Annotated in this window: 22 protein-coding genes; 17 read left to right on the forward strand and 5 right to left on the reverse strand. The window is 71.7% G+C overall.

Translation table 11 applies throughout. The features are described 5' to 3' along the window. Window positions 1–95: 95 nt before the first annotated feature. The 5 genes from ACWC2T_RS39580 to ACWC2T_RS39600 form a co-directional block, all read right to left on the reverse strand. The gene (locus ACWC2T_RS39580) at window positions 96–1,568 is read right to left on the reverse strand and encodes an SCO6880 family protein (protein ID WP_450675166.1); all 1,473 of its coding nucleotides are present in this window, start codon (window positions 1,566–1,568) and stop codon (window positions 96–98) included. An 83-nt stretch (window positions 1,569–1,651) separates the two neighbouring features. Continuing rightward, a complete protein-coding gene (locus ACWC2T_RS39585) occupies window positions 1,652–3,022 on the reverse strand; it encodes an SCO6881 family protein (protein ID WP_450675167.1) in 1,371 nt (456 codons plus the stop codon). Between the two features lie 35 nt (window positions 3,023–3,057). Further along, window positions 3,058–3,747, reverse strand: coding sequence for a hypothetical protein (locus ACWC2T_RS39590; RefSeq protein WP_450675168.1), 690 nt, complete (start codon window positions 3,745–3,747; stop codon window positions 3,058–3,060). Continuing rightward, complete coding sequence (locus ACWC2T_RS39595; protein ID WP_450675185.1) at window positions 3,748–4,062, reverse strand: DUF6112 family protein; 315 nt, start codon at window positions 4,060–4,062, stop codon at window positions 3,748–3,750. It abuts the gene before it with no gap. Between the two features lie 136 nt (window positions 4,063–4,198). Then, entirely contained in the window at window positions 4,199–5,329 is a 1,131-nt protein-coding gene (locus ACWC2T_RS39600; protein WP_450675169.1) for a C40 family peptidase, read from the reverse strand. A 523-nt stretch (window positions 5,330–5,852) separates the two neighbouring features. On the opposite strand from ACWC2T_RS39600, the gene ACWC2T_RS39605 reads away from it, so the two are divergent. From ACWC2T_RS39605 to ACWC2T_RS39685, 17 genes are all read left to right on the forward strand, one after another. Next, window positions 5,853–6,608 (forward strand): DNA-methyltransferase, encoded by a 756-nt coding sequence (locus ACWC2T_RS39605; protein WP_450675170.1) that lies wholly within the window; start codon window positions 5,853–5,855, stop codon window positions 6,606–6,608. Between the two features lie 253 nt (window positions 6,609–6,861). After that, on the forward strand, window positions 6,862–7,422 hold the full coding sequence (locus ACWC2T_RS39610) for a DUF4913 domain-containing protein (RefSeq protein WP_450675186.1): 561 nt from the start codon (window positions 6,862–6,864) through the stop codon (window positions 7,420–7,422). Beyond that, complete coding sequence (locus ACWC2T_RS39615) at window positions 7,419–7,898, forward strand: hypothetical protein (protein WP_450675171.1); 480 nt, start codon at window positions 7,419–7,421, stop codon at window positions 7,896–7,898. The genes ACWC2T_RS39610 and ACWC2T_RS39615 overlap by 4 nt, the downstream gene beginning before the upstream one ends. Before the next feature lie 18 nt (window positions 7,899–7,916). Then, the gene (locus tag ACWC2T_RS39620) at window positions 7,917–8,618 is read left to right on the forward strand and encodes a hypothetical protein (protein ID WP_450675172.1); all 702 of its coding nucleotides are present in this window, start codon (window positions 7,917–7,919) and stop codon (window positions 8,616–8,618) included. Between the two features lie 68 nt (window positions 8,619–8,686). Then, window positions 8,687–9,397 (forward strand): hypothetical protein, encoded by a 711-nt coding sequence (locus ACWC2T_RS39625; protein WP_450675173.1) that lies wholly within the window; start codon window positions 8,687–8,689, stop codon window positions 9,395–9,397. 152 nt (window positions 9,398–9,549) lie between these two features. Further along, a complete protein-coding gene (locus ACWC2T_RS39630) occupies window positions 9,550–9,897 on the forward strand; it encodes an SH3 domain-containing protein (protein WP_450675174.1) in 348 nt (115 codons plus the stop codon). Window positions 9,898–10,022: 125 nt separating this feature from the next. Next, entirely contained in the window at window positions 10,023–10,478 is a 456-nt protein-coding gene (locus tag ACWC2T_RS39635) for a hypothetical protein (RefSeq protein ID WP_450675187.1), read from the forward strand. Beyond that, window positions 10,475–10,927, forward strand: a complete 453-nt coding sequence (locus ACWC2T_RS39640) for a hypothetical protein (RefSeq protein WP_450675175.1) — start codon at window positions 10,475–10,477, stop codon at window positions 10,925–10,927. The genes ACWC2T_RS39635 and ACWC2T_RS39640 overlap by 4 nt, the downstream gene beginning before the upstream one ends. 13 nt (window positions 10,928–10,940) lie before the next feature. Next, window positions 10,941–11,351, forward strand: coding sequence for a hypothetical protein (locus ACWC2T_RS39645; protein ID WP_450675176.1), 411 nt, complete (start codon window positions 10,941–10,943; stop codon window positions 11,349–11,351). A 40-nt stretch (window positions 11,352–11,391) separates the two neighbouring features. Next, a complete protein-coding gene (locus ACWC2T_RS39650; RefSeq protein ID WP_450675177.1) occupies window positions 11,392–12,243 on the forward strand; it encodes a winged helix-turn-helix transcriptional regulator in 852 nt (283 codons plus the stop codon). Continuing rightward, complete coding sequence (locus ACWC2T_RS39655; RefSeq protein WP_450675178.1) at window positions 12,240–12,725, forward strand: hypothetical protein; 486 nt, start codon at window positions 12,240–12,242, stop codon at window positions 12,723–12,725. Before ACWC2T_RS39650 ends, ACWC2T_RS39655 begins: the two co-directional genes overlap by 4 nt. Continuing rightward, window positions 12,722–13,975, forward strand: a complete 1,254-nt coding sequence (locus tag ACWC2T_RS39660; protein ID WP_450675179.1) for an MFS transporter — start codon at window positions 12,722–12,724, stop codon at window positions 13,973–13,975. The genes ACWC2T_RS39655 and ACWC2T_RS39660 overlap by 4 nt, the downstream gene beginning before the upstream one ends. A 32-nt stretch (window positions 13,976–14,007) precedes the next feature. After that, complete coding sequence (locus tag ACWC2T_RS39665) at window positions 14,008–14,328, forward strand: hypothetical protein (RefSeq protein ID WP_450675180.1); 321 nt, start codon at window positions 14,008–14,010, stop codon at window positions 14,326–14,328. A gap of 93 nt (window positions 14,329–14,421) precedes the next feature. Then, window positions 14,422–15,630: an ATP-grasp domain-containing protein gene (locus tag ACWC2T_RS39670; RefSeq protein ID WP_450675188.1), complete on the forward strand. Its 1,209-nt coding sequence runs from the start codon at window positions 14,422–14,424 to the stop codon at window positions 15,628–15,630. Window positions 15,631–15,701: 71 nt separating this feature from the next. Next, the gene (locus tag ACWC2T_RS39675) at window positions 15,702–16,769 is read left to right on the forward strand and encodes an MFS transporter (protein WP_450675189.1); all 1,068 of its coding nucleotides are present in this window, start codon (window positions 15,702–15,704) and stop codon (window positions 16,767–16,769) included. Then, window positions 16,766–17,395, forward strand: a complete 630-nt coding sequence (locus tag ACWC2T_RS39680) for an HAD family hydrolase (RefSeq protein ID WP_450675181.1) — start codon at window positions 16,766–16,768, stop codon at window positions 17,393–17,395. The genes ACWC2T_RS39675 and ACWC2T_RS39680 overlap by 4 nt, the downstream gene beginning before the upstream one ends. A gap of 33 nt (window positions 17,396–17,428) precedes the next feature. Then, the coding region (locus ACWC2T_RS39685; RefSeq protein WP_450675182.1) for a DUF317 domain-containing protein at window positions 17,429–18,208 on the forward strand (780 nt) is incomplete at its 3' end.

Consider the following 18,208-nt stretch of genomic DNA (forward strand, 5'->3'; position numbering starts at 1 on the left):
GGCGGCCAGTTCCTCGCAGGAGGTCAGCAGGGCCTGCAGTTCGCGCAGGAGACCGTCGGGGTCGTTGATCGGTGTCAGTGCGGTTCCCGGGGGGCTTAGAGGGTGGTGCGGGCGAGGGGGAGTGCCGCGGCGGCGAAGGCATCGGGCTGCTGGAAGTTCAGACGCCGCAGGTCGACCTGGGCGGTGACGGCGGCGGTCTCGATCTGGGCGCAGGCCGCGTCGAGCAGGGCGTCGGTCTCGGCGGAGACGGTGAGCAGGCCGGTCAGGGCGACGTCGGCGTGGCCGGCGATGAGCTGGCGTTCACGGGTCTTGACGTCGGCGTATTCGATGGAGTCGGCTTCGTTGTCGACCTGGCCGCGGCGGGCGCGTTCGTTGGCGTCGGCGATGATGGCGGCCTTCTTGCGCTGCACGTCGCGCAGCGCCGACTCGAGCCCCTGGGGGACGTAGATGAGGGACAGGCTGCGGCGGACGCCGGCGGTGAACATCAGCCCGTGCAGGAAGCCGGGGCTGGTTTCGGTGCGGGGCCAGTTCTCGATCCAGTAGGTGGCGTGCCGGGCGGTGTCCGTGATCACCCGGTCGTACTCCTCGACCTGGACGACGGGGCCGGCGGCGGCCGGGTCGGCCTCGGCCCGGCCGGATTCCGACCACTGCTGCAGGCTGGAGAGTGCTTTCGGGTCGTAGGCGGTGCGGACGACCGCGGCGACCTCCCGCGCGGTGAGCCAGCCGGTGACCATCAGTCCGGCGCTGCGGGCGGCCTGCGCGACGGAGGCGGTGGTCTGCTCCATCACCGTGAACGCGCCGGGCAGTCCGCCGCCGGCCTGGCTGATGAGCCGCTTGGCGGCCTTCATGTCCAACGAGATGGCCAGGTATGCCTCGTGCGGGGCGGCGGCCGGGCCTGCGGAGGCGACGAGTTCGGAGTAGACCTGTCCGGCCACGGGGGTTTCGGGGCGGCCCTGCTGGGCCCAGTGCCGGGCGAGGGTGTCGCCGGAGTCGGGCACGGTGCGCTCCAGGACCTGCACGGTGGCCACATGCCCGGTGCGGGCAATGCCCGCGAGCGCGCGGCCCCAGCCGTTGACGTTGTGGTTCTGGGTGGCGGGGTCCAGCAGGGCGAAGGCGCGGGAGGAGACGCGGGCGACGGCGGTGAGGGTCTGGCGGTGCGGGTCGTGCACCGCGGCGGCCCCGCCTGCCGAATCGCCGGGGGTGACCACGCGCAGGGAGGCGGTGGTGCCGGGCAGGTGGAGCAGGCCGTCCTGCCTCGGGCGGGAGACCGGCCGGGCAAGCCACAGTCTCTGGCCGGTGCGCCGGCGGTGGGCGTAGCGGGCGACGATCGGGGCCCAGTCGATCAGGGAGCGGCCGTGGCGGCGGACCGCGACCAGGGCGGCGACCGCCGCCCACAGCGGAGTCAGGGCGATGGCGCCGACCAGGCCGGTGCTCATCACCGTCACCAGCAACAGCGCCAACGCGCTGGACACCAGCGTGAGCTGGGGCAGGGACAAGCCCAGAAGGATGCCGCGCCGGGATCGGTGGGGGAATTTGACCGTGAGGGGGGCAACGGAGAGATCAGACATGAGTGCTGTTCCGGGAGGAGGCGCGCGGGGCGGGACGCACCGGATGGTGGTGCGTCCCGCCCCCGGCCTCAACGGGCGAAGGGTCAGATGCCGGTGGGCGGCGGAGACGGCGGTGCTGCGGGCCCGGTGGCCGAACCGCCCTGGGCCGGAGCCGGCGGTGCGCCTTGCGGCGGGGGCGTGCCCACGCCGGTCGGCGGAACCGACATGAATCCGCCGCCCTGGCCGGACGGTGATCCCGGGCCGCCGGAGCCGGGGCTGCCGCCGACCTGGCCGCTGGTGTCATCGCTCGGCCGCATCGGCGGGGGCTGGACGGCCTTCTCCAGACCGTTCTTGACCCCCTCGCCGCCAGAGGACTCGCCCGAGCTGCTGCTGGACTTGCTGCTGTCCTGACCGGGGCCCTTGCTGGTGGGGGCGATGTCGCCGGGGAAGCCGCCGGGCACCGCGTCGGGGCCCTGCGGGGCGGCGCCTGCTCCGGCTGCCGCGCCGCCGGTTCCGGCGGTGGCTGCTGCCGCTGCGGCCTTGCGTCCGGCGCGTTCGGCGTGCTGGCGGGCCATCTGGGCGCCGGCGCCGCCGGCACGGTGGATGTCCTCGCCGTTGGTGCCCTCAGAGGCCCAGTGCACGAACTTGAACGTCGCGTACGGGCACAACAGGATCAAGACCATGATCACGATGCCGGACATGACGTCCGCGAGCGCGGCCAGGCCGTCCTTGGAGTCCGTTTTACCCATGGCGGTGATGCCGAGCACGAAGATGATCGTCATCAGCAGTTTGCTGATCACCAGGGTGGCGGTGGCCTCGATCCAGCCCCTGCGCCACCGGCGGGCGACCTCCCAGCCGCCACCGGCGCCGGCGAACACGGCGAGGGTGACCAGGACGAGGATGCCGACCTTGCGGACCATCATCACGCACCAGTACAAGAACGCACCCACTGCGGCGCCGAGTCCGGCGATGACCGCGACCAGCCAGCCCAGTCCGGACAGGGCACCGATCTGGCTGACCAGGACGATGCGACGCACAGCGGATTCGATGGACAGGTGCGCGGAGGAGAACAGGCCGTCGGAGAGCGCGTCGACCACTTCGATGGCGACGGTGGTGCCTGCGATGGCACAGAAGGCGAACAGGACGCCGGACATGGTGCCGGTGAATGCCTGGGTGAGGGCTTGTCCGTCACGCCTGACGGCGGCTCTGATGAGCTGGGCGCAGAAGGTGCCGACCAGGATGATCAGGCCGATCGGCAGCAACATTTCGTAGTTGTCGCGGAACCAGGCGGCGTTCAGGTCCACCTTGGTGGTGGCGTTGACGGCCTTGGCGGCCAGGTCGGCTGCGGCGGCGGCGAGTTCACCGGCGCTCTTGGCCATCCAGTTGCCGATTGCCTTGCCGGGGTCGGAGGCGAAGTCGACCGCGTCGCCGACGGCGCACAGTTTGTCCGCGAGGGGGAGGTCGCAGAAGCCCAAGGGGAGGTGGCCCTCCTTTCAGACGGGGGTCGGGGTCAGGGCGCGACGCTGGGGGCGATGGCGACCAGGGAGCAGTCGTGGGAGGGCCGGCACTGCACGGCCAGGGTCACGGCGCGGTCCTCGGCGCCGCTGCCGCCCTTCTTCCAGGCGATCTGCTGCGTGCCGGTGACGGTGACGTAGTAGATGTACGCCTCGGTGATCGCCGAGGGGTCATCGGCCAGGGCCTGCTTGAACGCGCTCGGGTAGTGCGCGTCGGTGACCTTGGCACTGGCGCGCTGGGCGTTGTCGCGCATGCGCGACCACAGCACCGGGTCCGGGACCTGCCCGGTGACCGAGGACCAGTCGGTGTACTTCGCCTCGGTGGTCATCCACGCGTTGATGCCGGCCAGTTCCTGGTCGCGGCTGGTGGTACGGGTGTCGTACGACCACAGCATCAGCGCGGCGGCCTTGGCGTAGGCGAGGGGATCACTGATCCGCGGCGGCTTGGGCACCGACCCGGTGCCCGACGACGTCGCCGACGGTGCGGGATCCGCGGAGGGCGCGGTGCTGTCCGTCACGGACGGTGCGGTACTGCCTTCGTGGCGGCCTCCGCCGTTGCCGGTGAACCAGGCGGCGGTGCCGGCGACGGCGAGCAGCGCGGTGATGACCACGGCGATGATCAAAATGCGGCGCTTGGCCGACCACGTGGCGCCGTAGCCCGACAGTGAGGTGAAGGGGTTCGGCATCTAGTGGACCTGCGATCCCAGGGCGGAGAAGAAGGCGACGATGCCGTTGGCGGCGCCCAGGCCCAGAGCGGCGCCGGCGGCGACGACGGCGCCCTTCTTGCCGTTGGCTTCGGCCTGGTGGCCGCCGGTGTGGTGGCCCCAGGCCCACACACCCAGCGAGACGGCCAGGGCGCCGACCACGGCCACGATGCCGAAGAGGTTGATGCTGCTGACGACGTCCTTCAGAACGGACAGGCCCGGCAGGCCGCCTTCCTTGGGGCTGACGCCAGGGTCGAAAGCGAGAGAGACAGCACGGTCTGCGAGAGACATGGGTATGGCGGAACTCCTTGCATGCCAAGGGCCGGTTACCGGCCTGGCGAAGGGCGGGGAGAAGAGAGGAAGAGGGCGCGGAGCGCGAGAGGGGCCGGCCGGTCCCGCCCGGCTCGGGCGGCCGGGCGGGAGGCGCGGCGGGTCAGGAGACGATGCGGCGGGCGGCCAGGACGTCCCAGTCCGCGAGCGGAGTGATCCGGACGGGCTTGGAGGTACGCGGTGCCTCGATGACGAGCCCTGCGCCGATGTACATGCCGACGTGTTCGGGCACGGCCGCGGTCCCTCGGGTGAACAGCAGGTCGCCCGGCTTCAGTTCCGACGGCGAAACGGCCTTGCCTTCCTTGACCTGTGTGTACGTGGTGCGGCTGAGCTGGACGCCGGCGTGGGCGTACGCCTGCTGCATCAGGGAGCTGCAGTCGCAGCGGCCCATCGGGTCGGGGCCGTGCGGGTTGGTGCAGTCACCGCCCCACTGGTACAGGGTGCCGAGCTGGTGCATGGCCCAGTCGATGGCGGTGCGGACCTTCGGCGGGGCGTCCTTGGGAATGGTGTAGCCCTTGGGCACGGAGCCCTCCGGGATCGTGCCCCACGGGGAACCGTCCTGGCCCGGGGTGCAGCCGGTGGAAGCCGTCTGCGCGGTGCTGGTCGTGTTCTTGGACGTGTTGGATTTGCCCTTGCCCGGCAGGGTTTTGACGGTGGCTTCCTGCAGGGCGCGGGCGAGCGGCTCCCACTGTGCGTACGCATCAGGAAGACCGGACGCCTGGACGGCCTGGGCAGCCTGGGTGACCGTCATCTGCTGCCAGCCGTGAACCTCAAGCAGCGCCTTGTAGAACCTGGTTGAGGCGTAAACGGGGTCACGGATCTGCTCGGGAGTGCCCCAGCCCTGGCTGGGCCGCTGCTGGAACAGACCGAGCGAGTCGCGGTCGCCGTAGTTGAGGTTCCGCAGGCGGGATTCCTGCATGGCGGTGGCAAGCGCGATGACCTGGCCCTGGGCGGGCACGCCGAGCGAGATGCCGGTGGCGACGATGGTCTTGGCGTTGGGGATCTGCTCGTTGGGCAGCTCCAGGCCCTCGACGTGGACGTCCTTGGCGGCGCCCTTGCCGCCGAGGATGGCCGCCACCTGTTTGGCGACGGCGGCGGTGTCGATGGACGTGCCGGTGCTGTTGCAGGAGGCGGTCTGGCCGGCGTCGCTTGCCGCCGCGGCCATGGCGGCGGTGCCGGCGAGAAGGAACGGGGAGAGGACGACGACGCCGATGCCGGCGGCGAGCGCCTTCAACCGCGGCAGCCCGGCCGCAGGCCAGCGTTTTCGGGCAGGGGCGGGTGGCGAGATGTCATGAAGCAGTCCTTCGGGCGCAAGGTCCGTCCGCCGCGTGCGCAAGGCGTGGTGGAAAGGGGCCGCGGCGGCCGGGGTGGGCGATCTGGTCAGGCCGGTCCGCAGCGAGTTGCCGCTCGCATAGCGGACCAGTGGTGGGTCAGGTGTGCCGGGGCAAAGGGGGAACCTCCGCGCGGCAAAGGATGGGAGTGGGCCAGCGGCGGTGTGTGCGCCGGGCGGTTCTAAAACACTAGGCCCAGATTGGCGGTCGACCAAAAAGTGGGCGTGAGGGGTCGGAATTCGACCCCTCACGCTCGCACTTCTTGGTCGGCGGCCGATTCGCCTCTACAGTTTTGGGACTCCCCTCGCCCTCCCCGGTGTGTGGCCCTGGGCTTCTTCATGCCCACGTTCTTTCGGCCCACCGGCTTCTCACGTGCGCGACGGGTTATTCATCTCGGCCTGTTCCCACCCGAATCGGGGTTTCTCTTTGTCTTTTTCCCTGCACCAGGGCGATGCCCTCAGCGTCCTTGCCGGTCTGCCGGACGACTGCGTCGATTCCGTGATCACCGACCCGCCCTACAACTCGGGCGGGCGCACGGCGAAGGAGCGCACCTCGCGCAGCGCGAAGCAGAAGTACACCTCTGCCGACGCCAAGCACACCCTGCCTGACTTCACCGGCGAGAACATGGACCAGCGCTCTTACGGGTTCTGGCTCACCCAGATCATGACCGAAGCACACCGGCTCACGAAGACCGGGGGCACCGCGCTGCTGTTCACCGACTGGCGCCAGCTGCCGGTCACCACCGACGCGATCCAGGCGGCTGGCTGGCTGTGGCGGGGCGTGCTGGCCTGGCACAAGCCCCAGGCGCGGCCCCAGAAGGGCCGCTTCACCCAGAACTGCGAGTTCATTGTCTGGGCGTCGAAGGGCGCGATCGACGGCTCGGCCAATCCCGTCTATCTGCCCGGCCTGTACTCCGCCTCGCAGCCGTCAGGCGCCCAGCGCCAGCACATCACCCAGAAGCCGGTCGAGGTGATGCGCGAGCTGGTCAAGATCGCACCGCCTGGCGGCACGGTGCTCGATTTCTGCGCCGGTTCCGGCTCCACCGGCGTCGCCGCTCTGCTGGAGGGGCGGGACTTCATCGGCGTGGAGAAGACCAAGCACTACGCCTCGATCGCGGCCGACCGGCTCACGAAGACCGTCCGCGAGACCCTCACCCAGAACGACGTGGGCCTGACGGTCTGACACGCCAACCGTCTCTCTCTTACCGGCACTTGGAGAGGGTTACGCGCCTGCGCGCCGCACCCTGGTGCGTGGGTGAAATCCCGTCTGCGGTTCTGCCTGCCTGCTTCGTTCGCGTCACGCCCTTCCTTCCCCCAGTCCTTCCAGGAGGCCAGATTTGCCTGAATCCGTAGAACCGCCAGCCGAGGCAGAGATGGATCCGGTTCGCGTGCCGGACGCTCACCTTGAGGGAATCGAGGCGAGCGTGCGCCGGCTGATGGAGCAGTCGGCGCAGCAGGCCCGGCAGCTCGACCACCTCGCCTCCGCGCCGCCCCCCAGTCCCTCGCCATTCGCCGCGTTCGGCATGCCGGGGCTCGGCGGCCCGCCCCCGGCGGCAGCGCCACCGGAGCCGCGTCCGATCCTGGAGCTGGAGGGCGAGGAGTACGAGGACGAACTCGACGCACTGTCCGACTGGGTCGACGACTTCCTCCTGCCGGTCTACGGCGCGGAGGTCACCACGGCTGCGCCGTGGTGTCTGCAGTGGCAGGAGCACGACGACGTCGTGGCCTGGCTCCACGCCCTGTGGCTGGCCTACCAGCAGCACAAGGACGCCGAAGCGGGCCTCAGCGGCCTGTTCGTGTGGCACCGGGACTTCCTCACCCACGCCGTCGCGGCGATCCGCGCGCCCGGCGGGCCGCTGTCGGCCTGCATGACCTCTCCGGACCGCCCCGCGCACCGGCTGCTGCCCGGCCCGCCGCCCTCGGCCCGCACCGAGAAGGCGAACGCGGCCGAGTCCGCCTCGTCCGGTCCTGGTACGGCTGGCGAGCCGGCGTCATGAGCACCGGGCAGCCGGCCTTCGGCCTCAGCTTCGACCCCCGCGCGCTGAGTGACCTGCTCCAGGCGCCCAGCGACATCCGCGACCTGACCCTTGCCTACCTGCAGGAGGTGGCCAACGCCCAGCGATTCGGGCTTCGGCTGACGGGGGATTTGGAGGGCTACCGCAAGCTGTTCGTGGATTCCCGCAAGGAGTGGCGCGTCGTCTACGGCGTGCGCCCGGCACCCGAGACGTCCGCGCACCGCCAGGAGATCCACGTCATCGCGGTCAGGCCCCGCGCCGGCAACGACGTCTACGACACCGTCGGGCGCCGTCTGGGGATGACCCGCCGCCCGCTCAGCGCCCGCACCCACGCAGCCCGCGCCCGCTCCCCGCAGCTGACGACCCGCACGGCGGTGCCCAGGCCGATCCCGCTGCCCTCCGCCATGCCGGGCCTGCCCCGCCCGGCACAGAGCCCCTCCCGCTATCAGGCCCGCTGACTTCAAGGAGGCACGTCTATGCCCCCTGACCCCGCGCCGGCACCCGCCCGGCGTGCGGTGTCCCCGCTCGATGAGCGCATCGAAGCCGTCACCGGCCACGACGTCGACACCCTCTGGGCGTACCGGGACCGCGGCGTCCTCGACGAGGTACACACCCGCCTGGTCGATTTGCACCGCGAACTTGCCCGGGCCGAAACCGGCGTCATCTTCCACCGGACCCTCCTGCACCGCCTGGCCAGCGGCGAGTTCCCCGTCGACAGCGCGCTGTTCGCCCGGATCGACCGCACCGTGGACCAGCTTCAGCAGGCCGCCGCTCAGCGCGATGCCGCCGCGCGACGGGTACTCGCCGCCCTGGAGCCCATCGAAGCCGCCGCCCGCACCCAGCCGGTGGGGCGCGCAGCCCCGATATCGGCTGCCGACCAGGCGGTGCTGCTCGCCATCGCCGGCGGCGCCAAGCTCTACCAGCATCTGCTGACGGGGCGGATGTCGGTGGCCACCGCCTCCGGCACCCGCATCCCCTACGCCGAGCTGCAGCGGCTCGAATCCGCCGGCCTCCTGTGCCGGGACACCGGCCATCCCGTCCACGCCGGCCAGCCGGTCGCCCTCACCGACACCGGCCGCGCCGCCCTGGTCGCCGCCCGCCGCCCCAAGACGACCCAGGCGCCGAAGGCGGCGGCCCGGCCGGGCGCATGGCCGTCCACCCCCGCACACCGGCGCTGACCCGCGCCCACTCCCCAACGAAAGGCGCTATGCCCTCGAACGAACCCGCCCCTGCAACCCCTGGGCGCATGCCTGAACTCGACGTCCGGCTCGACGGCTTCACCGCTGACGAGGAGACCTCCGACGCCTTCTTCCACAAGGTCGGATGGATAGAGCATGAACTCGTTCCGCTGGCCGAGCACCACACAGCCGACGGCGCCCATAGCTTCTACGTCCTGCACGACCCCACGGCCACCTGGGACCACCCCGGTCTGTCGCAGTACGCCGCCTTGCATATCCACCGGGACATGCAGGCGCGGACGTTCCAGTTTGAGCACGCCGTGCTTCCGCTGCCGGCGATGGCGCAGTCCTGGCTCATCCACCGCGGCTGCCCTGCCGACTCCATCGCGCTCGCTGCAGGGATGCGCCCGGCTCCGGCGGATGAGGTGACGAGGGCACTGGAGCGGCGTCTGGCCGGAGACGGCGACCACTACGCCCTCGGGTACAGCTACACCAGCGACGACCCCGACGACATGGTGATCCTCGTCGCCCTGCGCGCCCTCGATGAGCGTGCTGCCTCCCCGTTCCGGATCGTGGTCGAGGAGTTGGACACCGACGCGTGGACCTACACCCTGCGCGAAGGAGGCTTCGCCACGGCCGCAGATGCTCTCGAGTGGTGCGACGACCGGCTCAGCGGCGAGGCCGGCCCCCTGGCGCCGGTGCGGCCTGTGGCGTCATCCACCCGCTCTGCTGCCGTGCCGAAGAGCGCCATTTTGCGCCCGCCGAGCCGGGCGCGCTAAAGCGTCAACGGGGACCGGGGCGGCGGAATATAGCCGACGATCGGCGGTTGGCCAAAAGCACGTTTCTCCGGATTCTTATACGGCCGCCGGGACAGCAACCCCGGCTGGTCTCTCCACACATTTCCCTGTCCTTCTACGGAGGTTTCTTCCGCATGCGCTCTACCCGAATTGCGATATCCGCTGCGATGCTCGGCGCGCTCGCGCTGCCGATGGTCGCGGCGACTACGGCCACGGCCGCTCCGGCGTCCGCTCCGAGCCGCGTTTCGGCCTCCCGGCCGTGCGACCGGCCCGGTCCGTGGGTCATCGGCACTCAGGCCGTGACCATTCGCTCCAAGGCATCCGCCAAGTCCACCGCCGTCGGCGTGCTCTACCGGGGCCAGAAGTTCACCGTCCACAAGAGCAGCGGTGGCTGGCACTACATCACCGACAAGTCCACCGGCGTGACGGGCTGGGTGTCCGGCACCTACGTCTACCGCACCGTCTATATGTGCCTCGACTGACAGGCGCGTACCAGCAACACGCGGTTGCAGCCGCGGAGTTCACCGCTCGTTCGTGAAAACCCCTTCCCCCAAGAACAACCGGGCCGTTGTGCCTGGCGGAGAGGAGTTCTCCTGTGTCCGACGGCATGGAGGATGTCGTGGGCGTCCTCACCGAGCAGATCGAGGCGCGGTTCGCCATGAGCATGGCCGAGTTGAAGGCCGCGGTCGCCGTGGCGCCGGCCGCCAACGCCGAGGCCACCGGCGTCGTGAAGTGGCACGGCCTTCTCGTGGAATCCCAGGCGGCGCTCGAACGTGCCGAAGACGCTCTGCTCGCTGCGCTGGAGACCCAGCCCAGCGAGGTCGACGACCCGACGATGGACCTCGCCCACCGCGTCAACGCGGCCGTCGCCGCGCGGGACGGGCGTGCCATGGTCGTGCGCTGGCTCCTCGACCCCGCTGCCCCAGGGAAGCAGGGGCTTGCCGCTGAACGGCTCGCCCGCTTCAGCCGCGGTGCTCGCACAGGCCCGGCGGTGCCAACCAGCGCGCCGGTCCGGCCCGCGACGACCCCGGCACCGGCAGCAAGAGGAGGGGTCCTGCGGTGAGTGTGCGCCACAAGCCCAGCAGCCTCGACGGCCGACTTGAGGAGATCTTCGACGCTCCGGCGGCCGAACTGTACGAGAGGGCGATCGATCCGGACGCCTCGGCTGCCGTGACCCGTGCCATGGAGCTGCGTTCGTTCCTCGCCCTGGCCGAGGAACAGGTGGCCCGGGTCCGCGACCGCGTGCACGAGGCGATGTCGGCCGACCGCGACATGGACGAGCTGTCCGCCGAACAGCTGCGGATGGACGCGCAGTGGCTGGACGCGGCGCTCGATGCCCGCGACGGCTACCGGGCCGCGCTCGATGACCTGCTGCGCACCATGCCGCCTCCCGCCCAGCAGCCGCGGCCCGTCCGCATGGCACAGCAGACCGTCACCACCACCCTGCCGCCTTCCAGCCCGGCCGCCCCGGCACCGCAGCGTGCCGGGGCGGCCAGGGCCCGCCGACCGTGAAAGCCTGCGCCGATTGCCCCGCCTTATCTCCACCGAGATAGCCGGACGGATCGAGGAACTGTACGGCGCCCCGCTCGCCGTCCTCGAAGCCCACGCCCAAGGCCAGCCGCCCGGCATGCTTGCCGCCCTCCTCACCGGCCACCACGACCTCGCCTTCGCCGAGCAGAGCATCACCTTCCACCGCGAGCGCCTCGCCCAACTCATTCATCCTGAACGGCAGATCGGCGCTCACGAGGTGTCGCACCTCCTCGAATGCGCCCGTCGGCTCGCCGAAGCGGTCGCCGTACGCGACGTTCAGGCCAAGACCGTCTCCGCCGTCCTGGGCAGCCTGGCCCCCGCCGACCGGCCCGAACCGTCGTCGGCCCCCGCAGCGGCTCTGCCCGCTCTTCCCGCCCGGGCCACGAGCGCTGTTCCCACCCGCTGACCTTCGGGCATCCCTCTTACCTCACCCAGGAGTTCCTCCCTTGTCCCTCACCGCTCTGCCCCCCGACACCGGCGCCGACGTCGCCCGGGTCACCGAGGCACTCGCCATGATCACCCCGCGTTGGAACGTGCGGATCTTGCTGGCGCTGGCCGGTCGGCCGCTGCGCTATAGCGAGATCGCGGGCAAGATCTCCTGGCTGCAGAACGGCCAGCTTCATCCGAAGCTGCGGACGTTGTGCGATGACGGACTTGTTGAGCGTACCGAGCACAGCCCACGGCACGTCACGTACGGCCACACCGATCGCGCAGCCGCGCTGCTGCCGGTTCTGCCGATGATCGCCACCTGGGCCGAGGAGCACCTGGAGCAGCCGGAGAAGCCGCTGTCGGCCATCGAGCAGATCGAGGACAGCCTCTCCCTCCTGACCCGCCGGCACGCCGCCGCGATCTTGTGGGTGCTCAAGTCCCGAGGCGAGGCCAGCGGCCGTTCCCTGGCCCGGATCGTCATGCCCGGCAGCGACTGGACCAACATCTATCCCCCGCTGCGGCAGCTGGTTGCCGACGGCCTGGTCGATACCGATGGCATCGGTCAGCCCTACCGCTTGTCCGCGGCAGGGGAGGGCTTGGGGCCCGTGTTCGGGGCTTTGTCCGCGTGGTCGGCGGGAGAGACCCTCGCGCAGGCCGCCCGGCACCCGGTGTGGGGCCGAGCCGGCAATGCGCCGGCTCCGCGCACCTGGGTCAGCCACCCCTCCCGGCTGCCCGCCCCGCCGGCAGCGCCGGCGCCGGTCAGGACCGGCCCGCCCGCACCTCCGGCGTGGCAGCACCGTGCATTGTTCTCCCACGCCCCCGCCGCACGCCCGGCGACGGCCGTCCTGGCGGGAGGTCCGCGCCGATGAGCACCTCCTTCTCCACGGCTGATGTCCGGCGGTTCTGCGCGCAGTTGTCCTCGCCGGGCCTGGTCCGCCTGATCACCGAGATCGACGACAACGGGCCCATCCCGCCGCGCGGACTGGCCCGCACCCTTGCCGATCTCACCGAGCACCATCTGCGGCAGGCCACCGACGTCGCCCGCGCCCTCGGCCTTGTCCGTATCCGGCCCGGCGCCGGGCTGGCCCTGACCACATCTGGCGCGGAGCTGGCCGACGTCTACGACGCGATCGCCCACTGGGCCCGGCGCCACGCCTACCCGGCACCGGTCGCGGACTTCACCGGCCGCATCCAGCACACCCTCGCCCTCCTGGCCGACACCCCGGCGGCCGACCACTTGCTCAGTGACCAGGCGCTTGCGGACCTTGCCGGGCCGCGCGACCTGCTGGGCCAGTGGCTGCACGACCACGCGCAGGCCGCCCGGCTCGCCGAGCACGAGCTTGCCGCGTGAGGGCGCGCACCGCCCCGAGGCACGCACACCGCCCCACACACCGCCCCTCCCCGACGCTCCTGCGCGGCGTCTACCTGCCGCGCACGGCTGATGGTGCCGCGTTCGCGATGACCACCTACGGCATCCCCCTGCTGGTGCTGGCCACCACCGGGTCGGCGGCGCTGACGGGCCTGGCGTTCACGCTGGAGTGGGTGCCCAGGCTCGCCGCGTTCACGGTGGCCGGCACGCTCGTCGACCGCCACGGAACCGGGCGCGTCTTCCGCGCCGCCTGCGTCATCCGCGCCCTGGTCGTCCTTGCCGCAGCCGTCGTCTTGACGGTGGCCGGCGCCGCGACGACGGAGGCGACGGCCACGGTGATGGCGCTCTCCGCGGTGACGGGCGTTGCCACCGAGTTCAGTTACGTCGCGGCCGAGACCGCCGGCGGCCAGGCGAGCCGGACGGCTGGAACGGACGGGGCGCACCGGGTGCAGTCCGTCCTGCTGGGGATCGACCAGAGCGCGATGCTCGCCGGGCCCCTGGTCTCCGGCCTGCTGCTGCAGCACGGCGGCCCGGCCGCGATGCTCACCACGCTCGCCGGCTTCTCCCTCCTGGCCGCCGTGCTCAGCCCCCGCGAACGGGCCGTCCCGCGCGGCGACGCCACCAGGGAGCAGTCGGCGAGCGGGCTGCGGACGGGCTGGGCCACGCTGCGCTCGCTACCTGCCCTTGCCTGGCTGGTCGGCGGCCTTCTCGTCTCCAACACGGCCGTGGCCCTGCTCCAGGCGGCCATGCCGGTGATCGTGGTCACCAAGCTGGGGCGCTCCAGCGCGGACGCCGGAGCGATCTGGTCCGCCGCGGCCGTCGCCTCCCTGCTCTCCATCACCACCGCACGGCGGGCGATCGACCGCTGGGGCCTGTGGCCGGTCGGCGCGGCATCCGCCGCCGTGGCCGCCGCAGCAACCCTCGCCCTCTCCCAAGCCGACACCTACCGCGCATACCTGCTGCTGATAGCGGTGCTGATGGCCGGCGAAGGGGGCCTGACGGTCGTCCTGCGCACCCTGCGCTCCCACCTGATCCCGCCCGAGGTGTTCGGCAGCACCCTGGCAGTGACGATCCTGCTGCTCCTGCTGCCCTTCCCCGCCGCTGGCCTGCTCGTCGCCGCCGTGCCGCCCGCCCAGCTCGGGCCCACCATCACCGCCGCCGCCCTCCTGCAGGCCCTCGGTCTGACGGCCGCCTTCGCTCGGCTGCGCAACCTGCCCGCACTTCCTGCCTGACCTCCCGGCTTGAGAGAGGAGCCCCTGCGCTCATGTCCACCCTCACGCAGGACAACCTGCCCGTCCTTGCCCTCCCGTACTGGGAGGAGCCCACGATCAGCGAGCAGTTCCACGCCTTCGACTCCCAACACCCATGGGTCTACCGCGAGCTGGAGTGGCTCGTCGACCAGCGCCTTGCGGCCGGGGCGAAGCGGGTCGGGATGAAGGCACCGTTCGAGGCCCTGCGCTGGCGCCACCCGCACGCAGTGAAGGGCCTGAACAACAACTACACGGCCCTGTACGCCCGCAGGCTGCTCGCCGAGCACCCGGAGTGGTCCTCCGCGATAGAGGTCCGCCGCCGGCGCAGCCCGTGAACCACTCCACCCCTCGCCCATCCCTGACTTGATTTCTTGAGGAGCACCTTCTTGTCCGACCGTCCCGTCGTTCTGGTCGTTGCCGCAGCTGACATGGAAGCCGAGGCGTATCGCGGCTATTGCCTCGAAAGCGTTGCTGCCGTCTACGACGTCGTCCTGATCACCGGTGAGGAGCCGTCGTGGGAGGTCCCGTACATCCGGGACTGCATGGTCGTACCCGACCCGACCGACCAGGCGGCGCTGCTGGCCGCGGGCCGCACCCTGGCCGACCGCTACGACCTGGCCGGGGCGTTCACCTGGACCGAGTGGTACCTCGTCCCGGTCGCCCGCCTCGCCCGCCAGCTCGGCCTGCCCACCACCGCCCCAGAGGTGATGCAGGCGTGCCGCAACAAGGCCACCGCCAGGACCCTGTTCGCCCGCCACGGCGTTCCCTCCGCCGCCTCGGTGAGCGTACGCACCCACCAAGAGGCTGAAGCGGCGGCCGAGCGGATCGGCTACCCGGTCGTACTCAAACCAGCCAGCCACGCGGCCAGCATCGGCGTGATCCGCGTCGACACCCCCGAGCAACTCGCCGCAGCGTACGCGTTCGCGGCCCGGGCGGCCGGACGGGGGCTGGAGAGCAGACGCGTGCTGGTCGAGGAGTACCTCGACGGGCCGGAGGTCTCGGTCGAATGCGTCACCTACCGGGGCCAGACCACGGTCGTTGCCGTCACCCGCAAGACCGTCAGCGCACCGCCGTTCTTCGAGGAGCTGGCGCACTCGGTCGACGCCGCCGACCCGCTCCTCGACGTGGTCGCCCCCGCCGCGAGAGCCGCGATCCGCGCGCTCGGGATCACCGACGGCGTCAGCCACGTCGAGATGCGCCTCGTCGATGGCCAGCCCCGGCTGGTGGAGGTCAACGGCCGCATCGCCGGCGACATGATCGGCCACCTGGTCCGCCTCGCCACCGGCATCGACCTGCCGCGCGCCGCCGCCGACATCGCCTGCGACCGCGCACCCGACCTCACCCCCACCAGGTCCTCGGCCGCCGCGATCCACCTGCTCTACCCCGAGACCTCCGGCACCCTCACCGAGCTGCGCTTCGACGGTGCCCGCCCGCCGTGGCTGGACAAGCTCCACTTCCAGCACCACCCCGGCGACCAGCTCCTGTTGCCCGCGGACGGCGGGGACATGTTCACCGCCCGGATCGGCTACCTGATCACCACCGCACCCACCGGCGATCTGGCACGCGCCCGCGCCGAGCAGGCCGCCCGCTCCCTCACCATCCAGCTCACCCCCGCCGCTGCGGGTCCGGCCGCGTGAGGCGGACACCTGCGGCCGTACGGACCAGCCGTCGCCTGCTGACCGGGTATTTCGCCGGTCTCGGTGTGGTGATGGCGCTGTGGGGCGCCCGGATGCCGGCCGTCCAGCAGACCGCCCACCTGAGCACCGCCGACCTGGCGCTGGTGCTGCTGACCGCCGCGCTCGGCATGGTCACCGGCCTGCAGCCCGGTGGCCGGCTGGCCGGGCCGCACCGTCTTCCTGCCCTGCTGACCACCGGCGCCGTCGCTCTGGCCGGGTGCCTGGCCCTGCTGGGCCAGTGCCGCACCCTGCCCTCGCTGCTGGTGGCGGCATGGGCCTTCGGGACCGCCCACGGGGTGGCGGACGTGGCCGCCAACTCCGCGGCGGTGCGCTGCCAGAACGCCGCCGGCCGGCCGATCATGTCCGGCCTGCACGCCGCCTACTCCTTCGGCGCGCTCGGCGGTGCCGCCCTGGCCGCCGCCACCGCCCACACTCCGCACCGTACCCTCTTCCTCACCACCGGCGTGTTCCTCGCGGGCCTTGCCCTCGGCGTAACACCGGTCACCCGCTCTCTCAGCGGAACCGACCGGCCTCCGGCGCCAGCAGGCGCTCAACCGAAGCTCTCGGCAAGGACGTTGGTGCTGCTCGGTGCTCTGGCCGCCGCGAGCCTGCTAGGCGAGGGGGCGGCAGCCGACTGGGCCGCGGTCCACCTGCACAGCCTGGGCGCCCCCGCGACCGTGAGCGCTGCCGCGTTCGCCCTCTACAGCGCGGCCATGGCCGCCGGACGCCTGACTGGCGACCGCCTCACCCAAGCCTTCAGCGCTCCCACCATCGTCCGTGTCGGCGCGCTTCTGGCGGCGGCCGGGCTGGCCACCGGCGTCCTGGCCGCCACGGTGCCGCTGGCACTGGCCGGCTGGACGGCCTTGGGCCTTGGTCTGTCCACCACCGTCCCGTGCCTGATCACCGCAGCCGGTGTTGGGGGCCCCAGAGCCGTGGCCACGGTCGCCGTCATCGGCTACCTCGGCCTGCTCGCCGGGCCCGCCCTCATCGGCGCCCTCGCGAGCCTCACCACTCTGCCCACCGCGCTGCTGCTGCCCGCCCTGCTCGCAGCCGCCGTCGCCGCCCTTTCCCACCGAGCCCTGGAGCACCCCACCCCTTGAACCCGAACACCGCGCACCCCGGCCTTGATGCCGTGATCTTCGACTACAACGGCGTCATCGGCGTGCAGCCCACGACCGGCCAGTGGTGTCACCTCGCCCGCACCGCGGCCTGGCCCGAGGATGACCTCACCGCCTTCCAGACCGCCTTCTGGAGTGCCCGAGAGCCCTACGACGCCGGCCAGCTGAGCGACCTGGCGTACTGGGCCCGTGTCCTCGGCCGCCATCCCGGCCCGCGGCTGCTGCGCGAACTGCGCGCCGCCGACACCGCCATGTGGACCACCACCGACGACCACGTCGTTGATGTCCTGCGCCGCGCCCACCAGGCAGGATTGCCGATGGTGTTGCTGTCCAACGCGCCCCGCCACCTCAGCGACGTCCTCGACACCCACCCGTGGCGCCGCCTGATGACCCAGGCCCTGTACTCGGCCCGGCTCGAGGTGTGCAAACCCGATCCGGCCGCCTATCTGCACGCCCTGGCCGCCAGCGGTGGTGTCGACCCGCAGCGCGTGCTGTTCGTCGATGACCGGGCGGACAACTGCCGCGCCGCCCGCAGTCTGGGGCTGCAAACGCTGCACTACACGGGCCGGCCCAACGACCTCCAAGCAGCACTGTTCCCCACGGGCTGAACCACCCCGCAACCCCTACCTCTCAGGAGTCGAGTGCCACTTCACGACGACTTTCGCACCATCGACGGGGACGTCTATGTCTCCCCGCGCTATCTCGCCGGCACGACCGGGTGTGGCGACCCCGCCCTCGCCCCGCTGCGCGACCTTGGCTGGCACCTGGAGCGCGACGACCTCGGTAATGCCTATCTGAACGCGCCCGACCGCCGCGTCCGCCTCGGCTACCTCCCCGAAGGCGAGGACGACGGTCTGTGGCGCATCAACGCCTACAACGATCCCTTCGGTCCGCCAACGTGGGGAGTGTGCTTCAACGACTCCTGTCCGACGGAGTTCGTCCAAGCCTTCACCACGGCCCTCGCCGACGCGTACGCACAGGGCCCGGACGCCTATCTCGCGACGTCGGACCCGCGCAGCGCCGACCGCGACCCATTCCTCGCCGTGGTCCCCCTGATCAACCGCGGCTGGCAGATCGACCGCCCCCGCTGGGGAGTGTTCGCGATCCAGTCGCCCGACGGGCTCGCCGGGCTGGAGTTCACCACCGGACGCCTCGACCCGGAAGCCGAGCTGGCCACCCGCGACGCCCGCTGGCAGCTGTGGGCCGGCACCTCCATCGACCGTCCCGCCTGGTACGCCACCGCCAGCACCGACACTCCCGTTGCCCTGCTCAAAGCCGTCGCCGAGTGCGTCTCCGATCCCGCACCGCTGCCGCGGTGGCGCGATGCCACCTACAGCTACGTCGACGGCATGGCCCGGCTCACTCCCATCTCCCCGCCGCGCCCGTCGGCGCCGACGCCGCGCGACCTACGTGGCGGGGCC

The sequence above is a fragment of the Streptomyces sp. NPDC001393 genome (genome assembly GCF_053597455.1).